Source organism: Halanaerobium sehlinense (assembly GCF_055379485.1).
The window spans coordinates 2,370,102-2,385,496 of the sequence record NZ_AP042442.1 but is presented as its reverse complement, the minus strand read 5'-3'; the positions used below and the strand labels follow the sequence as shown (position 1 = coordinate 2,385,496).

The following is a 15,395-nucleotide window of genomic DNA, read 5'->3' as shown; positions in this document are numbered from 1 at the left end:
CTGAAAAAATTAGGAGGGTGAATAATGAAAAAAATTACATTATTTTTGGTCTTTCTGTTTTTGCTGGGAACGGTCTTTTCCAGTGCAGCAGTATTAGCACAGGATGAAGAACTTACATTCGGTTATATTACTCCTGGGCCTGACACCTGGTACAAAAGAGATGTAGAAGGTTTTCAGTGGGCCTGTGAACTGCTCGGTGTTGAAACAATAGTTATGAACTCCCAGTATGATGTGGGAACTGAGGTTTCTAATATTGAATCAATGCTGGCACAGGGAGTAGATGGAATGGCGATCTTTTCTTTTAATCAGCAGGGCGCGATAACTGCAGCTGATAAAGCTAACGACGAGAATATTCCTCTTGTTACAGTAGATAATGTGGGTCAGGCTCTTGAAACGGAACATGATATCACTGCTGCAATTGACTTTGATTGGGCTGGAATGGGCGTTAATTATGCTGAATATATGGCAGAAAATTACCCCGGAGATAAAATTGCGATTATCGCCGGTCTATTATCACACAGACCAGTTCAGGTCATTAATGAAGCAATGAGAACTAGAGTCGAAGAACTTGGCGAAAATGAAATAGTAACAATGAGAGAAGGAGCTTATGATCCTTCTGTAGCTGTAAATGAAGTCCAGGATTTAATTCAATCAGGTGTAGAATTTGATATTCTCTGGATTATGAACGAAGATATGGCTGCAGCTGTAATTAGATATTTAGATGGTCAGGATTTACTGGATGATTATACAGTTATAGCTCAAAATGGTTCTCCGGTAGGAATTCCTTTAGTAGAAGAAGGTAAGCTTGATTATACTATCAGTAGTTCTCCCGGTTGGGAAGGTATGGTATCAGCACTGGCATTATACCACAGAGTAACCGGTAATACTGATGAAATTAATAGACAGATTATGCTGCCTGTTATTCCTGTTACCCAGGAAACTATTAATGATAAAACAAAGGTTGTACCATGGGAAGCAGATAGAGTTTGGATTGAATTAACTAAAGAATATTTCCCAGAATTGGGTCAATACTTACCACCTGCTGACGAAGCTGAACTGCCAGAATAAAACTAATTTGGAAGGTCCCAATTTCTGGGGCCTTCTAATCCATGATTGAGGAGGAGAATTATGGATAAAAAGATATTAGAACTCAAATCTATCAGCAAAACTTTTGGTAAAACAAAAGCCCTCAATAATGTAGATTTTGATTTGTATCCGGGTGAAATACACTGTCTGGTTGGTGAAAATGGAGCCGGAAAATCAACCTTAATTAAAATACTTTCGGGGGCAGAAATTCCTGATCATGGAGAAATAAATCTTTTTTCTAAAAGTTATGAATCTTTAACTCCAAACCAGGCAATTGAAAAGGGAGTTGCAACAATTTATCAGGATATTGAATTAATTGATTCTCTAACAGTAGCGGATAATATTTTTTTGGGAAATGAAAAAAAGGGTAAATACTCTAAAATTGATTTCAAATACCAGAATAAAAAAGCAAGAGAATTGATGGATTCAATCAATATAAAAATATCTGAAACTAAAAGAATAGAAGAATTATCTGCCTCAGATAAACAGACACTACAGATTGTGAAAGCACTTCATATTGATGCTAAGATTTTAATCATGGATGAACCAACTGCCTCTTTAGGAATAGAAGAAACTAAAGCTTTGATAGAATTAATTAGAAAACTAGCTTCCCAGGGCATTGGAATCATTTATATTTCACACTACTTAGAGGAAGTTTTTGAAATTGGTGATCGGATCACAGTTTTAAAAGATGGAGAGAAAGTTAAGACCTTTGAGGCGGATAAAGTAGAGCTTGAAGAAATTACAACCAGTATGATTGGCCGGGAAAGGAATAAATTTTTTCAGAGAGAAAAAGCAGAAAAAGGGGAAGTTATTTTAAGTGTTGAGAATTTGAATTTCCGCAATAAGATTAAAGATATCAGTTTTGAATTAAAAAAAGGAGAAATTTTAGGTTTCGGTGGGATAGTTGGTGCAGGTAGAACTGAATTAATGAATACAATTTTTGGGGTCACGAAAAAAGATTCAGGCCTGATTAAGATTAATAATGAAGAAGTTGATATTTCCAATCCCAGAGAAGCCTTAGATCATGGGATAGCTATGATACCTGAAGAGCGGGTAGAACAGGGATTATTAAATTTAAGGTCGGTACTTGAAAATATAGCGATTATTAGTAATCAGGATTCACTTTTATATCTTAATCATGAAAAAGAAAAAGAACTGGTCCAGCAGATGATAGATACTTTAAACATTGTAACAGAGGGGCTTGATAAAGCTGCAGGTTATTTGAGTGGAGGTAATCAGCAGAAAACTGTAATCGCAAGGTGGCTTTTAAGCAAGGCAGATATCTTTATTTTTGATGAACCAACTAAAGGGGTAGATATTGGAGCTAAAGAGCAGATCTATGATTTGATAACAGAATTAGCTAAAGAAGGTAAAGGAATACTGATGGTCTCTTCTGATATGCCTGAACTAATTTCAATGAGTGACCGGATTGCAGTCATGAGAGAAAATAGCCTGGTTGATATAATTCCTGCAGCAGAGACTGATGAACATCAATTATTAGAAATCTTCTTAGGTATAGAAAATAACGGAGGTAATAATAATGCTAAATTCCAATAATAAAATTAAAGAGATAATTATAAGCAATCAATGGATTTTTTTGCTGGTAGTAATTGCTTTATTATCAATAACTGCTGGTATAGTAAATCCCCGTTATTTTACTATCAGAAATTTAGAAAATTTATTAAGTCAGATATCAGTTTTAAGCCTTGTCGCCTGTGGGGCAACAATTTTAATTATTTCAGGCAACTTTGATATTTCAGTTGGAGCAAATATAGGACTATCTGCTGTTGTCATGGCTATGCTGATTAGGTCAGGAATTCCTGTTCCCGCAGCAGCCGCAGTTGGGGTAGTTGTTGGTATCTTAAATTCTTTATTTGTTGGTGGGGCTTCCATACTTTTTCATGCACCTTCATTTATTATATCTCTAGCAGCAATAAGTGTCTTTCAGGGCCTGGCACTTGCTCTAACAGGGGGTACTATTCAGACTATCTACGGTGAATTTGAAACCCTGGGTGGGGGTTCAATTTTAGGCTTTATTCCACTGCTTTTTGTGGTGGCGATTATCGGTTATATTATAGTTTATTATATTTTAAACTACAGTCAGCTGGGGCGCTATGTTTACGCAATCGGAGACAACGAACAGGCCGCTTACTTAGCTGGTGTTAAAATTAAGAAAACAAAGATAATATTTTTTATCTTAAATGGATTTTTCGTTGGTTTAGCAGCAATGCTCTTATTATCAAGAGTCGGAGCAGCTCAGCCGACAACAGGTGCTGGGATAGAATTAAAAGCAATTGGTTCTGTTGTTATTGGAGGAGCACCAATGTCAGGCGGAAAGGGTAGTATAGTTGGGACTTTTTTCGGGGTCCTGCTCTGGGGTGTAATTGGTAATGCTTTAAATATGATGCAGGTCAGCCCCTATCTGCAGGAAGTAACAATTGGTCTTTTAATAGTTTTAGCAGTAGCAATTACTTCTTTAAGATTAAGAGCTGAAAAAGCCTATATGAATTAAAAGGAGTTAATTATGAAAAAACAAAATTATGAAATTAAAAGCGATCAAATCAAAGAGAAATTTAAAGAATTAAAAGCAAATAAGCCTGAACAAATCAAAGCTGATATCAAACTTTCATTCAGTATCTGGATGTTTGGTAGGGAAAAATTAGATAAATCTTTTAAAAGGCTGCAGGATGCTGGCTATAACTATGTTGAATTAGCTGGCAATCATTATCTGAAAGAATTTGGCAGCGATCTGAATGAAGTTAAAGAGCTTCTAAAAAAGTATGATTTAAAAGTTTCAGGAGCTTGTGGACTTTATTCAACTGAAGTAGACCTTTCAAGTGACAGCCCTTATACTAGAAAAAATGCTGTCGATTATGTTAAAAATGAAGTTGAGTTTCTAGAAGAGCTTGGAGGTAAATATCTAATTTTAGTACCCAGCGCAGTTGGATCCAGTGGTGCCTTTGACCAAAATGCATATTTAAGAAGCATTGAATCGGCAAAAATTGCAGCTGAAGCTGTAAAATCTTCTCCTGTCAAAATTGCAGTTGAGCCAATTCGCTCGGCTGAGGTTAATTTAATTAATACTGTTGAAAAAGCGCTTGATTATATAGAAAAAATTGATCATCCTGGAATTAAGCATATAAATGGAGATATTTTTCATATGCTGAATGAAGAAAAACATCTGGGTGAGGCTATTTTAGCAGCTGATGAAAAATTGGTAAATCTTCATCTGGCAGACAGTAATCGAGGTGCAATTGGAATGGGCATGACCGATATCGATTTAGTTATTGCTGCCCTATATTTAATCGGCTATAACCAGGGTGATAAATTTGTTACTGGTGAGCCGCTGGGTGTGGGAGGAAATCCTTACAGTTTGATGAATCAAGAGGGGAATGAGAGAAAATATGATTTCTTAGTCAAGCAAACTAGAGATTATTTTAGAGATAGAGAAAAAGAATTAAAAAGGGGGTGAGAGGTTGAAAAAAATCATCGCAATTAATTCAAATACTTACCATGGATTTTCTCTAGAAGAAGCGATTAAAGGAATTAAAGAGGCTGGTTTTGATTATATCGAGTTAACTGCCACTAAGGGCTGGACAGAACATGTTTTTCCAACAATGTCTTTTAGAGAACTATATCAGATTAAAGATCGGCTGCAGGAAGTTGGGCTGACACCTATTTCTTTAAGCGGCCACACAAATTTGATGGATGACCAGCGGCTTAACGATTTTATAGCTAATATTAGACTGGCTGCTTTTTTCGAAAGCAAATATATCATTTCTTCAATTGGAGAGGCCCATCTAGAAGATCAGGCAGAGGCTTCAGATGAACAGGTAGCCCAAAACATTAAAAACTTAATTCCCTATCTGGAAGAATATGACCTTATCTTGGGCTTAGAAAACCACGGCAAACACGCGACAGGAAAACATCTAAAAAAGATTGTAGATTTAATCGATTCCAGGCGAGTTGTAGTAAATTATGATACAGCAAATGCTATTTTTTATGGTGATGTAGACTTAGCTAAAGACCTTAAAACTGCCGTTGATCAAGTAGGTCACATTCATCTTAAAGATAAAGCAGGAGCTCAGGATGAATGGAACTTTCCTGCAGTCGGTCAGGGAGATTTAAATTTCAAGGAAATATTTGAGGTGTTGGCGGCAGCAGAAAACAATGCACCTTTAAGTATTGAGATAGAATTTACCGAAGCTGGCCCTGCAGATTTAGAGGAAGTAAACCAGGCAGTACAAGATTCCTACAATTACCTCAAAGAAATAGGGATAGATTTTTGATTTGAAAGGAGGGAGTAGATGCAGAAAATAGCTATTGTTGGTGTTGGTGGGATGGGAACTGTCCATTATCATAACTATGCTCAGATAGAAAAGGCAGAAGTTATAGCAGTTGTAGCGCCTTCAGAATCTGATCAGCAAAAAGCAAAAAAATGGGGAATTAAAGCTTACAAAAGTCTGGAGGCTCTGCTGGAAAAAGAAGATGTTGATTTAGTAGATATCTGCACACCGACTTTCCTGCATGTTGAATTAGCTTTAAAGGCCTTAACAGCCGGTAAAAATGTAATTATTGAAAAACCAATTGCCCTCCATCAGGAGGATGCAGAGCGGGTTTTTGCTCTGGCTTCAGAAAAAGATGCTCTAGTTTTTGTCGGTCAGGTTCTACACTTTACTAAAGAAGTAGAAATTTTAAAAGAAGCTGTTCAAAGTGGTAAATATGGAAAGGTGCTTGATGCTTATTTCACCCGTTTAACTGCTGCACCTGACTGGTCAGCTGGAGGCTGGCTCTTTGACAAGAAAAAAAGTGGTCTTTTGCCCTTTGACCTGCATATCCATGACCTTGATCTGATGGTCAGTCTTTTTGGAGAACCTACAAACTATAGTTATACAGCTGCTGGCAGAAAAGACAGCAAGTTCAGGGAGCATTACCGCTTTAATTATCAATTTGGTGAATTAAGTGTTGGGGCAGAAGCAGCCTGGTACAATGCTAACTATCCCTTTACAGCTCGCTGGCGGGTGTATTTTGAAGATGGACTATTGGTTAATGAAGATCAGCTGATCTTCTACCCGGCTGAGGGAGAAGCTTTTGCCTTTGAAACAGAGGCTGAACCGAAAATTGAAACTGGAATTAATTTACCACCAACAGCTATGTTCTACCATGAGCTTTCTCATTTTATAGACTGTGCTGAAAAAGGAGTTCCTTCAGACATAATTACTAAAGAACAGCTAATCACAACTGCCGGTATTTTAGAAGAAATTGCCGGTTTAAAAGAGGGTGATCATTAAAAGACATAAAAAGATTTAAAACTTCTAGTTCAATGATATTTTAATTAATTTGCTGTCTATTTTCTGGCTGATAGTCAACTAAAATGAAGGAGGAAATTTTTTATGAGAAAAGTATTAGTACTCTTAGTTATGGTTTCTTTGTTGTTAACACTTGTTTTTGCCGGTGGAGTAAGTGCCCAGGATAAGCATAAGATTGGTATTTTAGCTCCAGCAGTTACCCATGGTTGGGTGGCAGCAGTAGCCTATCATGCTGAAGCCCGGGCGGAAGAACTTTCTGACAAAATCGAATATCGAATCCAGACCAGCAGCAATGCTTCTGAAATGACTTCACAGCTTGATGACTTAAAAACCTGGGGAGCAGAAGCAATAGTTGCCTTTCCACAGTGGACCGGAATGGAAGTTCCAATTAGAATGGCAATTCAGGATGGCATAGAAGTAGTTAACTTTGACATCGAAATTGATGTAGATGGTGTTTACCGTGTTGCCGGTGATAACTATGATATGGGTGTTCAGGGAGCCCACTATATAGCTGACAAGATTGGTAAAGAGGGAACAGTTGTAATTCTTGAAGTGCCAACAGCTGGCTCAGTTTCTGAACTCCGTAAAGAAGGATTTTTAGATACTTTAGATGAAATCGGTGCTGATTATGAACTGCATACCTATGCAACTCAGTTTACAAGAGAAGCTGGCTTAAATGATATGTCAGATATTTTAGTCAGACATGACCAAATTGATGCTGTATATTCCATGGACGATGAAACTTCGATTGGAGTAGTAAAAGCAATTGAGGAAGCCGGCCGGGAAGATATTAAAGTAGTTACCGGTGGTGGCGGAATGCAGGAATATTTCGAAATGATGCCTGAGTATCAAGATATCTGGCTGCAGTCTGCACTCTATTCACCAGCAATGGTTAAAGATGCAGTTGATATGGCACTAGATATTCTAAATGGTGAAGAGGTACCTCAAGAAAAAATTATTCCTACAACTATAGTTGACCGCACTAATTACAAAGAGTTTTTAGATCCAGATTCTCCATATTAATAGCAGGATAGTCTTCTGCTGATTAGAATCAAACTAATGTTTAGATATTAAATAGAAATAAATCAGAGGTTATAGTAACCATAACCTCTGATTTAAATTGACAGGATGTGGTCTGATGAAAATAGAAATGAAAAATATATCAAAAAACTTTGGGGCCATTGAAGCAGTAAAAAATGTATCCTTTAACGTTGAGGGGGGAGAAGTTTGTGCCCTGATTGGAGAAAATGGAGCCGGAAAGTCAACCTTAATGAATATTTTAGGGGGGGTGCTGCCGGCTGATCGGGGAGAAATTTTAATTGACGGCCAGCGGGTTAAATTTGAAAGACCTGCCGACTCCTTAAAAGCAGGGATTGCATTTATCCATCAGGAATTGAATCTGATCAATGATCTGCCGATTTATGAGAATATGTTTATCGGCAGGGAGTTAAAGAAAAAGGGTGGGGTTTTAGACTTAGAAAAAATGATTGCAAAAACTAAAAAGGTTTTTGAGGAGATGGAGATTGAATTGGATCCAAAAACAATGGTCCGAGATCTTGATACTTCATATAAGCAGATTGTTGAGATTTCCCGGGCAATCATGATGGATGCTTCAATTATTATTATGGATGAGCCGACAACTTCTCTAACTGATCAGGAAATTGAGCGGGTTTTTGAGATGATGGAAACTTTAAAAAAGCAGAATGTAGGTATAGTTTTTATTTCACACAAATTAAATGAGGTAATAGAGTTTTGTGACCGCTATACTGTACTTAGAAATGGATCTCTAGTAGCTGAAGGTCTTGTCAAAGATGTTGATGTAGACCAGCTGGCAAAAGCCATGGTGGGCCATGAGCTGGAGACGAATTCTTTAGAGCGGGAAAAAGTAAGGGGTAAAGAAGTACTGCGGGCAGAAAACTTAACCTACAATAACGATTTCAAAGATATTTCATTTGCTGTCCATGAAGGAGAAATCCTGGGAGTGACTGGACTTTTGGGAGATGGCAGAAGAGAACTTTTCCAGGCAATTTTTGGCAGTGGAGAAATTGAAAAAGGCAAACTATATTTAAATGAACAGCAGGTTAAAATTAAAAATACAACTGATGCTCTTAAAAAGGGAATCGGTTATCTACCTAGAAACCGCAAAGAAAATGGAATTATAAAAGATATGGATATTTTTGATAATGCTTCGATAGTTACCTGGCCCTTATTTGATAACTGGGGTGTAATTGATCAGGAAAAACAGGAGCAAAAATTTAAAGAGCAGATAGAAAAGCTTAGAATTGTTATGGGCAAAAAAACTGATTCAATCAACAGTCTCTCTGGTGGTAATCAGCAAAAAATTGTGCTGGCTAAATGGCTGACTGCAAATCCTGATATTTTTATTCTAGATAACCCAACTCAGGGAGTCGATGTGGGTGCAAAAGAAGATATTTATGATATTATTTTAAAGCTGGCAGCAGAAGGGATTGCTGTAGTGATCTTATCAAGTGAGGCTAAAGAGATAATTAGAATCTGTGATCGAGCTCTGGTAATGTACCACGGAGTAATCCAGGGAGAATTGAACCGGGAACAGATGACCGAACATGAAATTATGAGGCTGGCAACTGGTGCCAGAGCAAATACAGTTCAGGAGGGGGCAGACAATGCAGAATAAAAATCAAGAGAATGGAATCAAAGAGTGGTTTTTAAATAACTGGACAAATAAACCGATCTTCAGCACCAGTATTGCCTTACTTGTGATGATAATTTTGCAGACCTGGAGTTTGGGCTTTGATTATGACTCTGTTGGCAGCTGGTTTTTTACCTGGACTAATAACTGGATCAATATTTTAAGAAACAATGCTGGAGTTGGATTAATAGCTTTGGGAATGTCTTTTGTTATTATGTCAGCTGGTATAGATCTCTCTGTTGGTTCAACAATGGTTGCTGTTGGTGCAGCTTTGATGATGTTAATCGACAGAGGACCTAATGGAATTTTGATTAATTTAGGGATCGAAGGTATTCCTGCAATCTTAATTGCAGTGATCCTTTCTTTAGCTTTCGGTTATTTTCTCGGCAACTTAAACGGATTATTAATTACCAGAGGTGGGATTCCGCCTTTTGTAGTAACCCTGGCAACCATGAAATTCTATCGCAGTGTAACCCAGCATTTTATGCAGGGATATAATCCAAGGGTGCCGATGGAGTTTTTACCTATTTCAAATTTTCAGATTGGAAGTTTTCGTGTAATGCCGATAATATACTGGCTTTTGATAGCAGCAGCCCTTTATTTTATGTCAAAACGTACGACCTTTGGCCGTCAGATAATTGCTGTTGGTTCAAATGAAAGATCAGCCAATCTTTCCGGGGTTAATGTTAAGAAAGTTAAGCGCAGAGTTTATGCTATTACAGGATTTTTAGTGGCCTGTGCAGCAATTATTCAGGTTTCCAGGATTGGATCGATGGATTATGCAAATGCCGGCAGCGGTTATGAAATGGAAGCAATTGCAGCAGCTGTAGTTGGTGGAACCAGCATGAGTGGGGGGCGGGGTACTGTTATTGGAACCCTGCTTGGTGTTTTAATTATTGCAGTGATGAATAACCTGCTTAATTTGATCGGAGTCCCCCCATTCTTAAGAGAAGCTTTTAAGGGTTTAATTTTGATTGCAGCTGTACTGATGCAGAAAAAACAGAAAACAGTTTAGATAGTATGAGAAGAAAGGAGTGATTTGATGGCTAAATTGAAAGTAGGGATTATAGGTGTTGGTTTTGTAGGTGAGGCCCATATTGAAGCATTAAGAAGATTGAGCAGCATAGATCTAGAGATTAGAGCAGTTTCAGTTGGCTCCCTCGAATCTTCCAGAGAAGCTGCAGAAAAATTAAATATACCCAATTATTATGCTGACTATGAGGAGATGCTGACAGAAGAAGACTTAGATGTAGTTCACAATTGTACTCCCAATCATCTTCATTTTCCGATTAACAAAGCTTTTATGGAAGCTGGTGTGCATGTCTTTTCCGAAAAACCACTGGTGCTAAACAGCAGAGAAGCAGATGAGCTTTTAGAAATTATAGCAAATAGAGATATTTACGCCGGGGTAAATTATAATTATCGGCATTATCCCCTGGTTAAAGAAATGAAGCAGAAAGTTAAAAATGAACTGGGAAGGCTCTTTCATCTGCGGGGTTTTTATCTGCAGGATTGGATGCTTTTTGAAGATGATTACAGCTGGCGGGTTGATCCAGAACAGGGTGGAAAATCCAGAGCTGTTGCTGATATAGGTTCCCACTTTTGTGATCTGCTGCAGTATTTAACTGATAAAAAAATCAAGCGTTTAACTGCTAAAACTGCAGTAGTTCATCCAGAAAGGAAAAAACCAGCTGCTGAGATTAAAACCTTTGCAGAGAAAAGTGATGAGCAAAAATATGAGCAGGTTGCGGTTGAAACGGAAGATTATGCCTCAGTTCTTTTTGAAATGGAAGACGGAACAGCCGGTAATTTTACTGTTTCCCAGGTTGATGCCGGCCATAAAAATGATCTATTTATAGAGATCAGCGGCAGCAAAAAAAGTTTAAGCTGGTCTCAGGAAAACGCCAACCAGCTATTTATTGGTCACCGCGATCAGGCTAATCAAATTTTAAGTCGCGATCCTTCTTTATTAAGCAGTGAAGCGGCAGAACGCTGTTATTACCCTGGTGGTCATATTGAAGGTTGGTCAGAAGGATTAAAAAATTCAATCAAAGAATTTTATAAATGTATTTTGGAGGCTGGGGATCCGGTAGATTATGATTTTGCCACCTTTGCTGATGGAGCTCTAGAAGTTCGAATCACAGAGGCAATTTTAAAAAGCTCTAAAGAAGAAAAATGGGTTGAAGTTTAAAAAAGCCTAAAAATTAAAGACTAAAATGATAACTTTTATCTAAAGGGGTGTAGAAAATGGGACGAAAAGTAACTATTTTTACCGGTCAGTGGGCTGATTTATCATTTTCAGAGCTGGCCCAAACAATGAGTGGTATAGGCTATGATGGACTTGAGATTGCCTGCTGGGGAGATCATTTAGATGTTCAAAAAGCAGCCGAAGAGAGCTCTTATGTTGAAAAAAAGCTTGAAATACTGGATAAAAATAATTTAGGTGTCTGGGCGATTGGCAACCATTTAGCAGGTCAGTGTGTTGGAGACCGTTATGATCCGAGGCTTGATAATTTTGCCCCAGAAAAATATGCAGGTAAACCGAAGGAAATTAGAAAATGGGCAGTAGAAGAGATGAAGCTGACAGCCGTAGCTGCTAAAAATTTAGGGGTTGAGGTAGTAACAGGATTTACCGGTTCACCGATCTGGAAATTTTTCTATTCTTTCCCCAAAACTACAGAGGCAATGATAGAAGAAGGTTTTGACCAAATTGTCGAGCTCTGGAATCCAATCTTAGATGTATTTAAAGAAAATGGAGTAAAATTTGCTCTTGAAGTCCATCCAACTGAAATTGCCTTTGATTTTTATACCACTGAAAAGCTTTTAGATAAATTTGAGTGGCGGCCGGAGTTTGGAATTAATTTTGACCCCAGCCATTTAATCTGGCAGGGAATGACTCCTCATTTATTTTTAAGAGATTTTAGTGAAAGAATTTACCATGTGCATATGAAAGATGCAGCTGTTACCCTAAATGGAAGAGAAGGAATCTTGGGTTCACATCTGCCCTTTGGTGACCGGCGCCGCGGCTGGGATTTTAGGTCTTTAGGTCATGGTGCCATAGATTTTGATGAAATCATCAGAGAGCTAAACAAGATGAATTATAGAGGTCCCCTTTCTGTTGAATGGGAGGACAGTGGAATGGACCGCCTTTATGGAGCAGAAGAAGCCCTCCGCTTTGTTCGTAATGTTGACTTTGATCCCTCCAATCTGGCCTTTGATGATTCGATGGAGAAGTGAGTTATCAATTCTTAAAAATAAATAATTGGATCTGAAAGCAGTTAGCTGAAACTTTGCTAACTGTTTTTTCTTACAGTTATTTCGACATAACATGACAGGTTCACGGTGCGTGTAAAGGTTTGTATACATGAATACTTTATTAATTATAAATGATAACCGCTTGACACTCAGCTTAATAAGTTCTAAAATACAATCAATATAGACTAAATTATTTTCAAAAAATTAAGTTAAGGAGGTGTTAAATAAATTGTAGGTTCTGAGTTTAATTTTAGCAATAAAATTAAACTAAACAGTTTTACTTTTTGTGCAATTATTTTAAGTATTAAAAATCAAAGAAGTTGAAGAATTGAGGAGTGTTAAAAAAATGGCAAAAAACAAAAAAAATCAAGGGAAGCTAGACAGTGGAAATGATTTTAATTCTTTTTTAAAATTATTTGTGACAGTACTGCTGATTGTTGCAGCAACTGAAATTTTTGGTACCAAAACGTTTAAGATTGGTCCCGGCCAGGTTGTACTGCTGCCGATGCTGTTTGCTGTAATTATTGGGATGTTAATTACACCTGATCTTTTAGGTAGCAAAACTAAGGCACTGAAGAAAGTTATATCAATGCAAGAAGTTGAGAAGGCTGGTACTTATGTAATGATTGCTCTGCTGCCTTTAGGAGTTAAGTATGGAACATTAGTTGGACCTAACATTGTAGAAGTAGTAAAGGCAGGACCGGCTTTTTTACTGCAAGAACTGGGAAATTTAGGAACAGTTTTCATAGCTTTACCGTTAGCTCTACTTTTAGGTATGAAGAGAGAAGCTGTTGGTGCAACTGCCAGTATTTCTCGTGAGCCTACTCTGGGTGTTATTGGAGAAAGATATGGAATTTCATCACCTGAGGGTACCGGTGTTTTAGGTACATATCTGATGGGGACAGTTTTTGGTACAATATTTTTTGGTCTTCTAGGTGGTTATGCGTCAGCTACAGGTCTTCATCCTTTGGCACTTGCTATGGCCAGTGGAATGGGAAGTGGATCAATGATGGCAGCTGCCTCTGGTGCTCTGGCTGAAGCAGTTCCGGCAATGAAAGATGAAATCTTAGCCTATGCTGCTACAAGTAATATGCTGACAGGAGTTACCGGATTGTATTCTGTTATCTTTTTAGGCCTGCCCTTAGTAAACTTTCTCTATGATAAACTGAGTCCGATTTTATCCAAAAATGACAGAGGTGATGAATAATGAGTCTTAATTTTGATAGAAGTTTAGAATATCTAAAAATGCTGATTATTGTTGGGATTTTAATTTTAATCGGACAGCGACTTGGCTATGGAATTGCTATTATGCCTGCTTTACCAGGAATGATAATAGTTATTTTAATTTCATTTTTGGCCCTGACTATTAAAGATAGTTTTCCTGATCTAAAGTTTCCGGCATTTGCCTGGGCTTCATTAACTGCGCTGATTTTGAGTATGCCCTTTATGCCGACAGCAGAGTTATTTTTAAAATATACAAATGAAGTTAACTTTTTAGGAACAACTACTCCTATTCTGGCCTTTGCTGGAATTTCTGTGGGAAATAAGATTGAGAAATTAAAAAAATTAAGCTGGAAAGTATTTATAGTGGCTATTGCAGTATTTATCGGTACCTATTTTGGTTCTGCAATTGTTGCCCACATTGTGCTTAAAATGCAGGGAATTATTTAATCTAGCTGGAGGAGGAAGTGTTGGATTTGCAAAAAGATGAGATTAAAGCAAAAATAATTGAATCTATTGAAGAAAATAGTGCTAAAATCATTGAGCTTGTGGATGAGATTTATAAAAATCCTGAGCTTGGGTATAAAGAAGAAAAGACTACTGAAATATTAGCAGCAGCTTTTTCAGATTTAGAAATTGATTTCAAAAAACATGATGGTTTAACAGGAATTGATGCTCTGCTTGAAATGCAAAATCCTGGTCCAAAGATAGCAGTTTTGGGTGAGTTGGATGCTGTTACCTGTTCTGAGCATCCAGATGCTGATCAAGAAACTAAGGCTGTTCATGCCTGCGGACATAACATTCAGCTTGGTGTGATGTATGGTGTTGCAGCTGCTTTTAAAAAAGCAGGAGTGGAGTTTGAATTAGCAGGCTGCCTCAATTTTATAACTACACCGGCAGAAGAGTTTATCGAACTGGAGTACAGATCTCAATTAAGAGATGCTGGTAAGATAGATTATTTTGGCGGTAAACAGGAGCTGATAAAAAGAGGCAGTTTTGATGATGTTGATATTTCGATAATGATGCATTCACTTAATTTAGGAGCTAAAAAAGCTCTAGTTGCACCAAAGGGTAATGGATTTGTTGGCAAGAATATCAGATTTATTGGAAAGGAATCCCATGCAGGTTCAGCTCCGGAAAAGGGAGTTAATGCTTTAAACGCTGCGGTTTTAGCTATCAACAATATTAATGCTCAGCGGGAAACATTTGCTGAAGCAGATCGGGTTAGAGTTCACCCAATAATCACCAAGGGTGGAGACATAGTTAATATTGTTCCAGCTGATGTCAGGATGGAAAGTTATGTAAGGGCCCGAAATATTGAAGCTATTAAAAAGGCTAACGAAAAAGTTGACCGCTCACTGAAAGGTGCAGCTCTGGCTGTAGGAGCAGATGTAAAAATCACGGATATTCCCGGTTATCTGCCGCTTTTAAATAATCAGAGTCTGGACTCTATATTGGAGTCAAATCTTTTAGAGTTAGTTGAGAAAGAAGAAATTACAGTTGGTGGTGACTTTACCGGTTCCTTTGATTTCGGCGATGTCTCACATTTGATGCCGGCTCTGCATCCCTTCTTTGGTGGAGTGAAAGGAGACCTTCACACCAGAGATTTCAAAACTGAAATTAAGGAAGATGCATATATCCTACCGGTTAAAGCTCTGGCAATGACAGTAGTTGACCTTTTATATAATGATGCTGCTGAAGCTAAGAAGATTATCGAGGACTTTGAGCCCCCATTAAGTAAAGAAGAATATCTTGAGTTGATGGAAGAATTCACTGGAGAAACAACATATAAGAATTAATTATAAAGCAGTTAGCTGTGACTTTTGCTAACTGCTTTTTCTTAACTTTTA

The 15,395-nt window shown here is 37.7% G+C and carries 14 protein-coding genes; all 14 read left to right on the top strand.

Features of this window, described 5'->3' with window-relative positions; all coding sequences use genetic code 11:
* The first annotated feature begins 24 nt into the window (after positions 1–24).
* Positions 25–1,068 (top strand): sugar ABC transporter substrate-binding protein, encoded by a 1,044-nt coding sequence (locus ACZ446_RS11670; RefSeq protein ID WP_464392726.1) that lies wholly within the window; start codon positions 25–27, stop codon positions 1,066–1,068.
* 60 nt (positions 1,069–1,128) lie between these two features.
* On the top strand, positions 1,129–2,646 hold the full coding sequence (locus ACZ446_RS11665) for a sugar ABC transporter ATP-binding protein (protein ID WP_464392725.1): 1,518 nt from the start codon (positions 1,129–1,131) through the stop codon (positions 2,644–2,646).
* Positions 2,630–3,601, top strand: coding sequence for an ABC transporter permease (locus ACZ446_RS11660; RefSeq protein ID WP_464392724.1), 972 nt, complete (start codon positions 2,630–2,632; stop codon positions 3,599–3,601). The genes ACZ446_RS11665 and ACZ446_RS11660 overlap by 17 nt, the downstream gene beginning before the upstream one ends.
* A 12-nt stretch (positions 3,602–3,613) precedes the next feature.
* On the top strand, positions 3,614–4,561 hold the full coding sequence (locus ACZ446_RS11655; RefSeq protein ID WP_464392723.1) for a sugar phosphate isomerase/epimerase family protein: 948 nt from the start codon (positions 3,614–3,616) through the stop codon (positions 4,559–4,561).
* Between the two features lie 4 nt (positions 4,562–4,565).
* Complete coding sequence (locus tag ACZ446_RS11650; RefSeq protein WP_464392722.1) at positions 4,566–5,378, top strand: sugar phosphate isomerase/epimerase family protein; 813 nt, start codon at positions 4,566–4,568, stop codon at positions 5,376–5,378.
* Between the two features lie 18 nt (positions 5,379–5,396).
* Positions 5,397–6,380 (top strand): Gfo/Idh/MocA family protein, encoded by a 984-nt coding sequence (locus ACZ446_RS11645; protein ID WP_464392721.1) that lies wholly within the window; start codon positions 5,397–5,399, stop codon positions 6,378–6,380.
* Between the two features lie 102 nt (positions 6,381–6,482).
* Positions 6,483–7,421 carry an ABC transporter substrate-binding protein gene (locus tag ACZ446_RS11640; protein ID WP_464392720.1) on the top strand — a complete coding sequence of 313 codons (939 nt, stop codon included), beginning with the start codon at positions 6,483–6,485 and terminating at the stop codon, positions 7,419–7,421.
* A gap of 115 nt (positions 7,422–7,536) precedes the next feature.
* Positions 7,537–9,054, top strand: coding sequence for a sugar ABC transporter ATP-binding protein (locus ACZ446_RS11635; protein WP_464392719.1), 1,518 nt, complete (start codon positions 7,537–7,539; stop codon positions 9,052–9,054).
* Entirely contained in the window at positions 9,044–10,084 is a 1,041-nt protein-coding gene (locus ACZ446_RS11630; RefSeq protein ID WP_464392718.1) for an ABC transporter permease, read from the top strand. Before ACZ446_RS11635 ends, ACZ446_RS11630 begins: the two co-directional genes overlap by 11 nt.
* Positions 10,085–10,111: 27 nt before the next feature.
* Complete coding sequence (locus tag ACZ446_RS11625) at positions 10,112–11,260, top strand: Gfo/Idh/MocA family protein (protein ID WP_464392717.1); 1,149 nt, start codon at positions 10,112–10,114, stop codon at positions 11,258–11,260.
* Positions 11,261–11,316: 56 nt separating this feature from the next.
* Positions 11,317–12,306, top strand: a complete 990-nt coding sequence (locus ACZ446_RS11620; protein ID WP_464392716.1) for a sugar phosphate isomerase/epimerase family protein — start codon at positions 11,317–11,319, stop codon at positions 12,304–12,306.
* Positions 12,307–12,670: 364 nt separating this feature from the next.
* On the top strand, positions 12,671–13,531 hold the full coding sequence (locus tag ACZ446_RS11615; protein ID WP_464392715.1) for a DUF3100 domain-containing protein: 861 nt from the start codon (positions 12,671–12,673) through the stop codon (positions 13,529–13,531).
* Positions 13,531–13,995, top strand: a complete 465-nt coding sequence (locus ACZ446_RS11610) for a hypothetical protein (protein WP_464392714.1) — start codon at positions 13,531–13,533, stop codon at positions 13,993–13,995. Before ACZ446_RS11615 ends, ACZ446_RS11610 begins: the two co-directional genes overlap by 1 nt.
* 26 nt (positions 13,996–14,021) lie before the next feature.
* On the top strand, positions 14,022–15,344 hold the full coding sequence (locus ACZ446_RS11605; RefSeq protein ID WP_464394402.1) for an amidohydrolase: 1,323 nt from the start codon (positions 14,022–14,024) through the stop codon (positions 15,342–15,344).
* Positions 15,345–15,395: the final 51 nt, after the last annotated feature.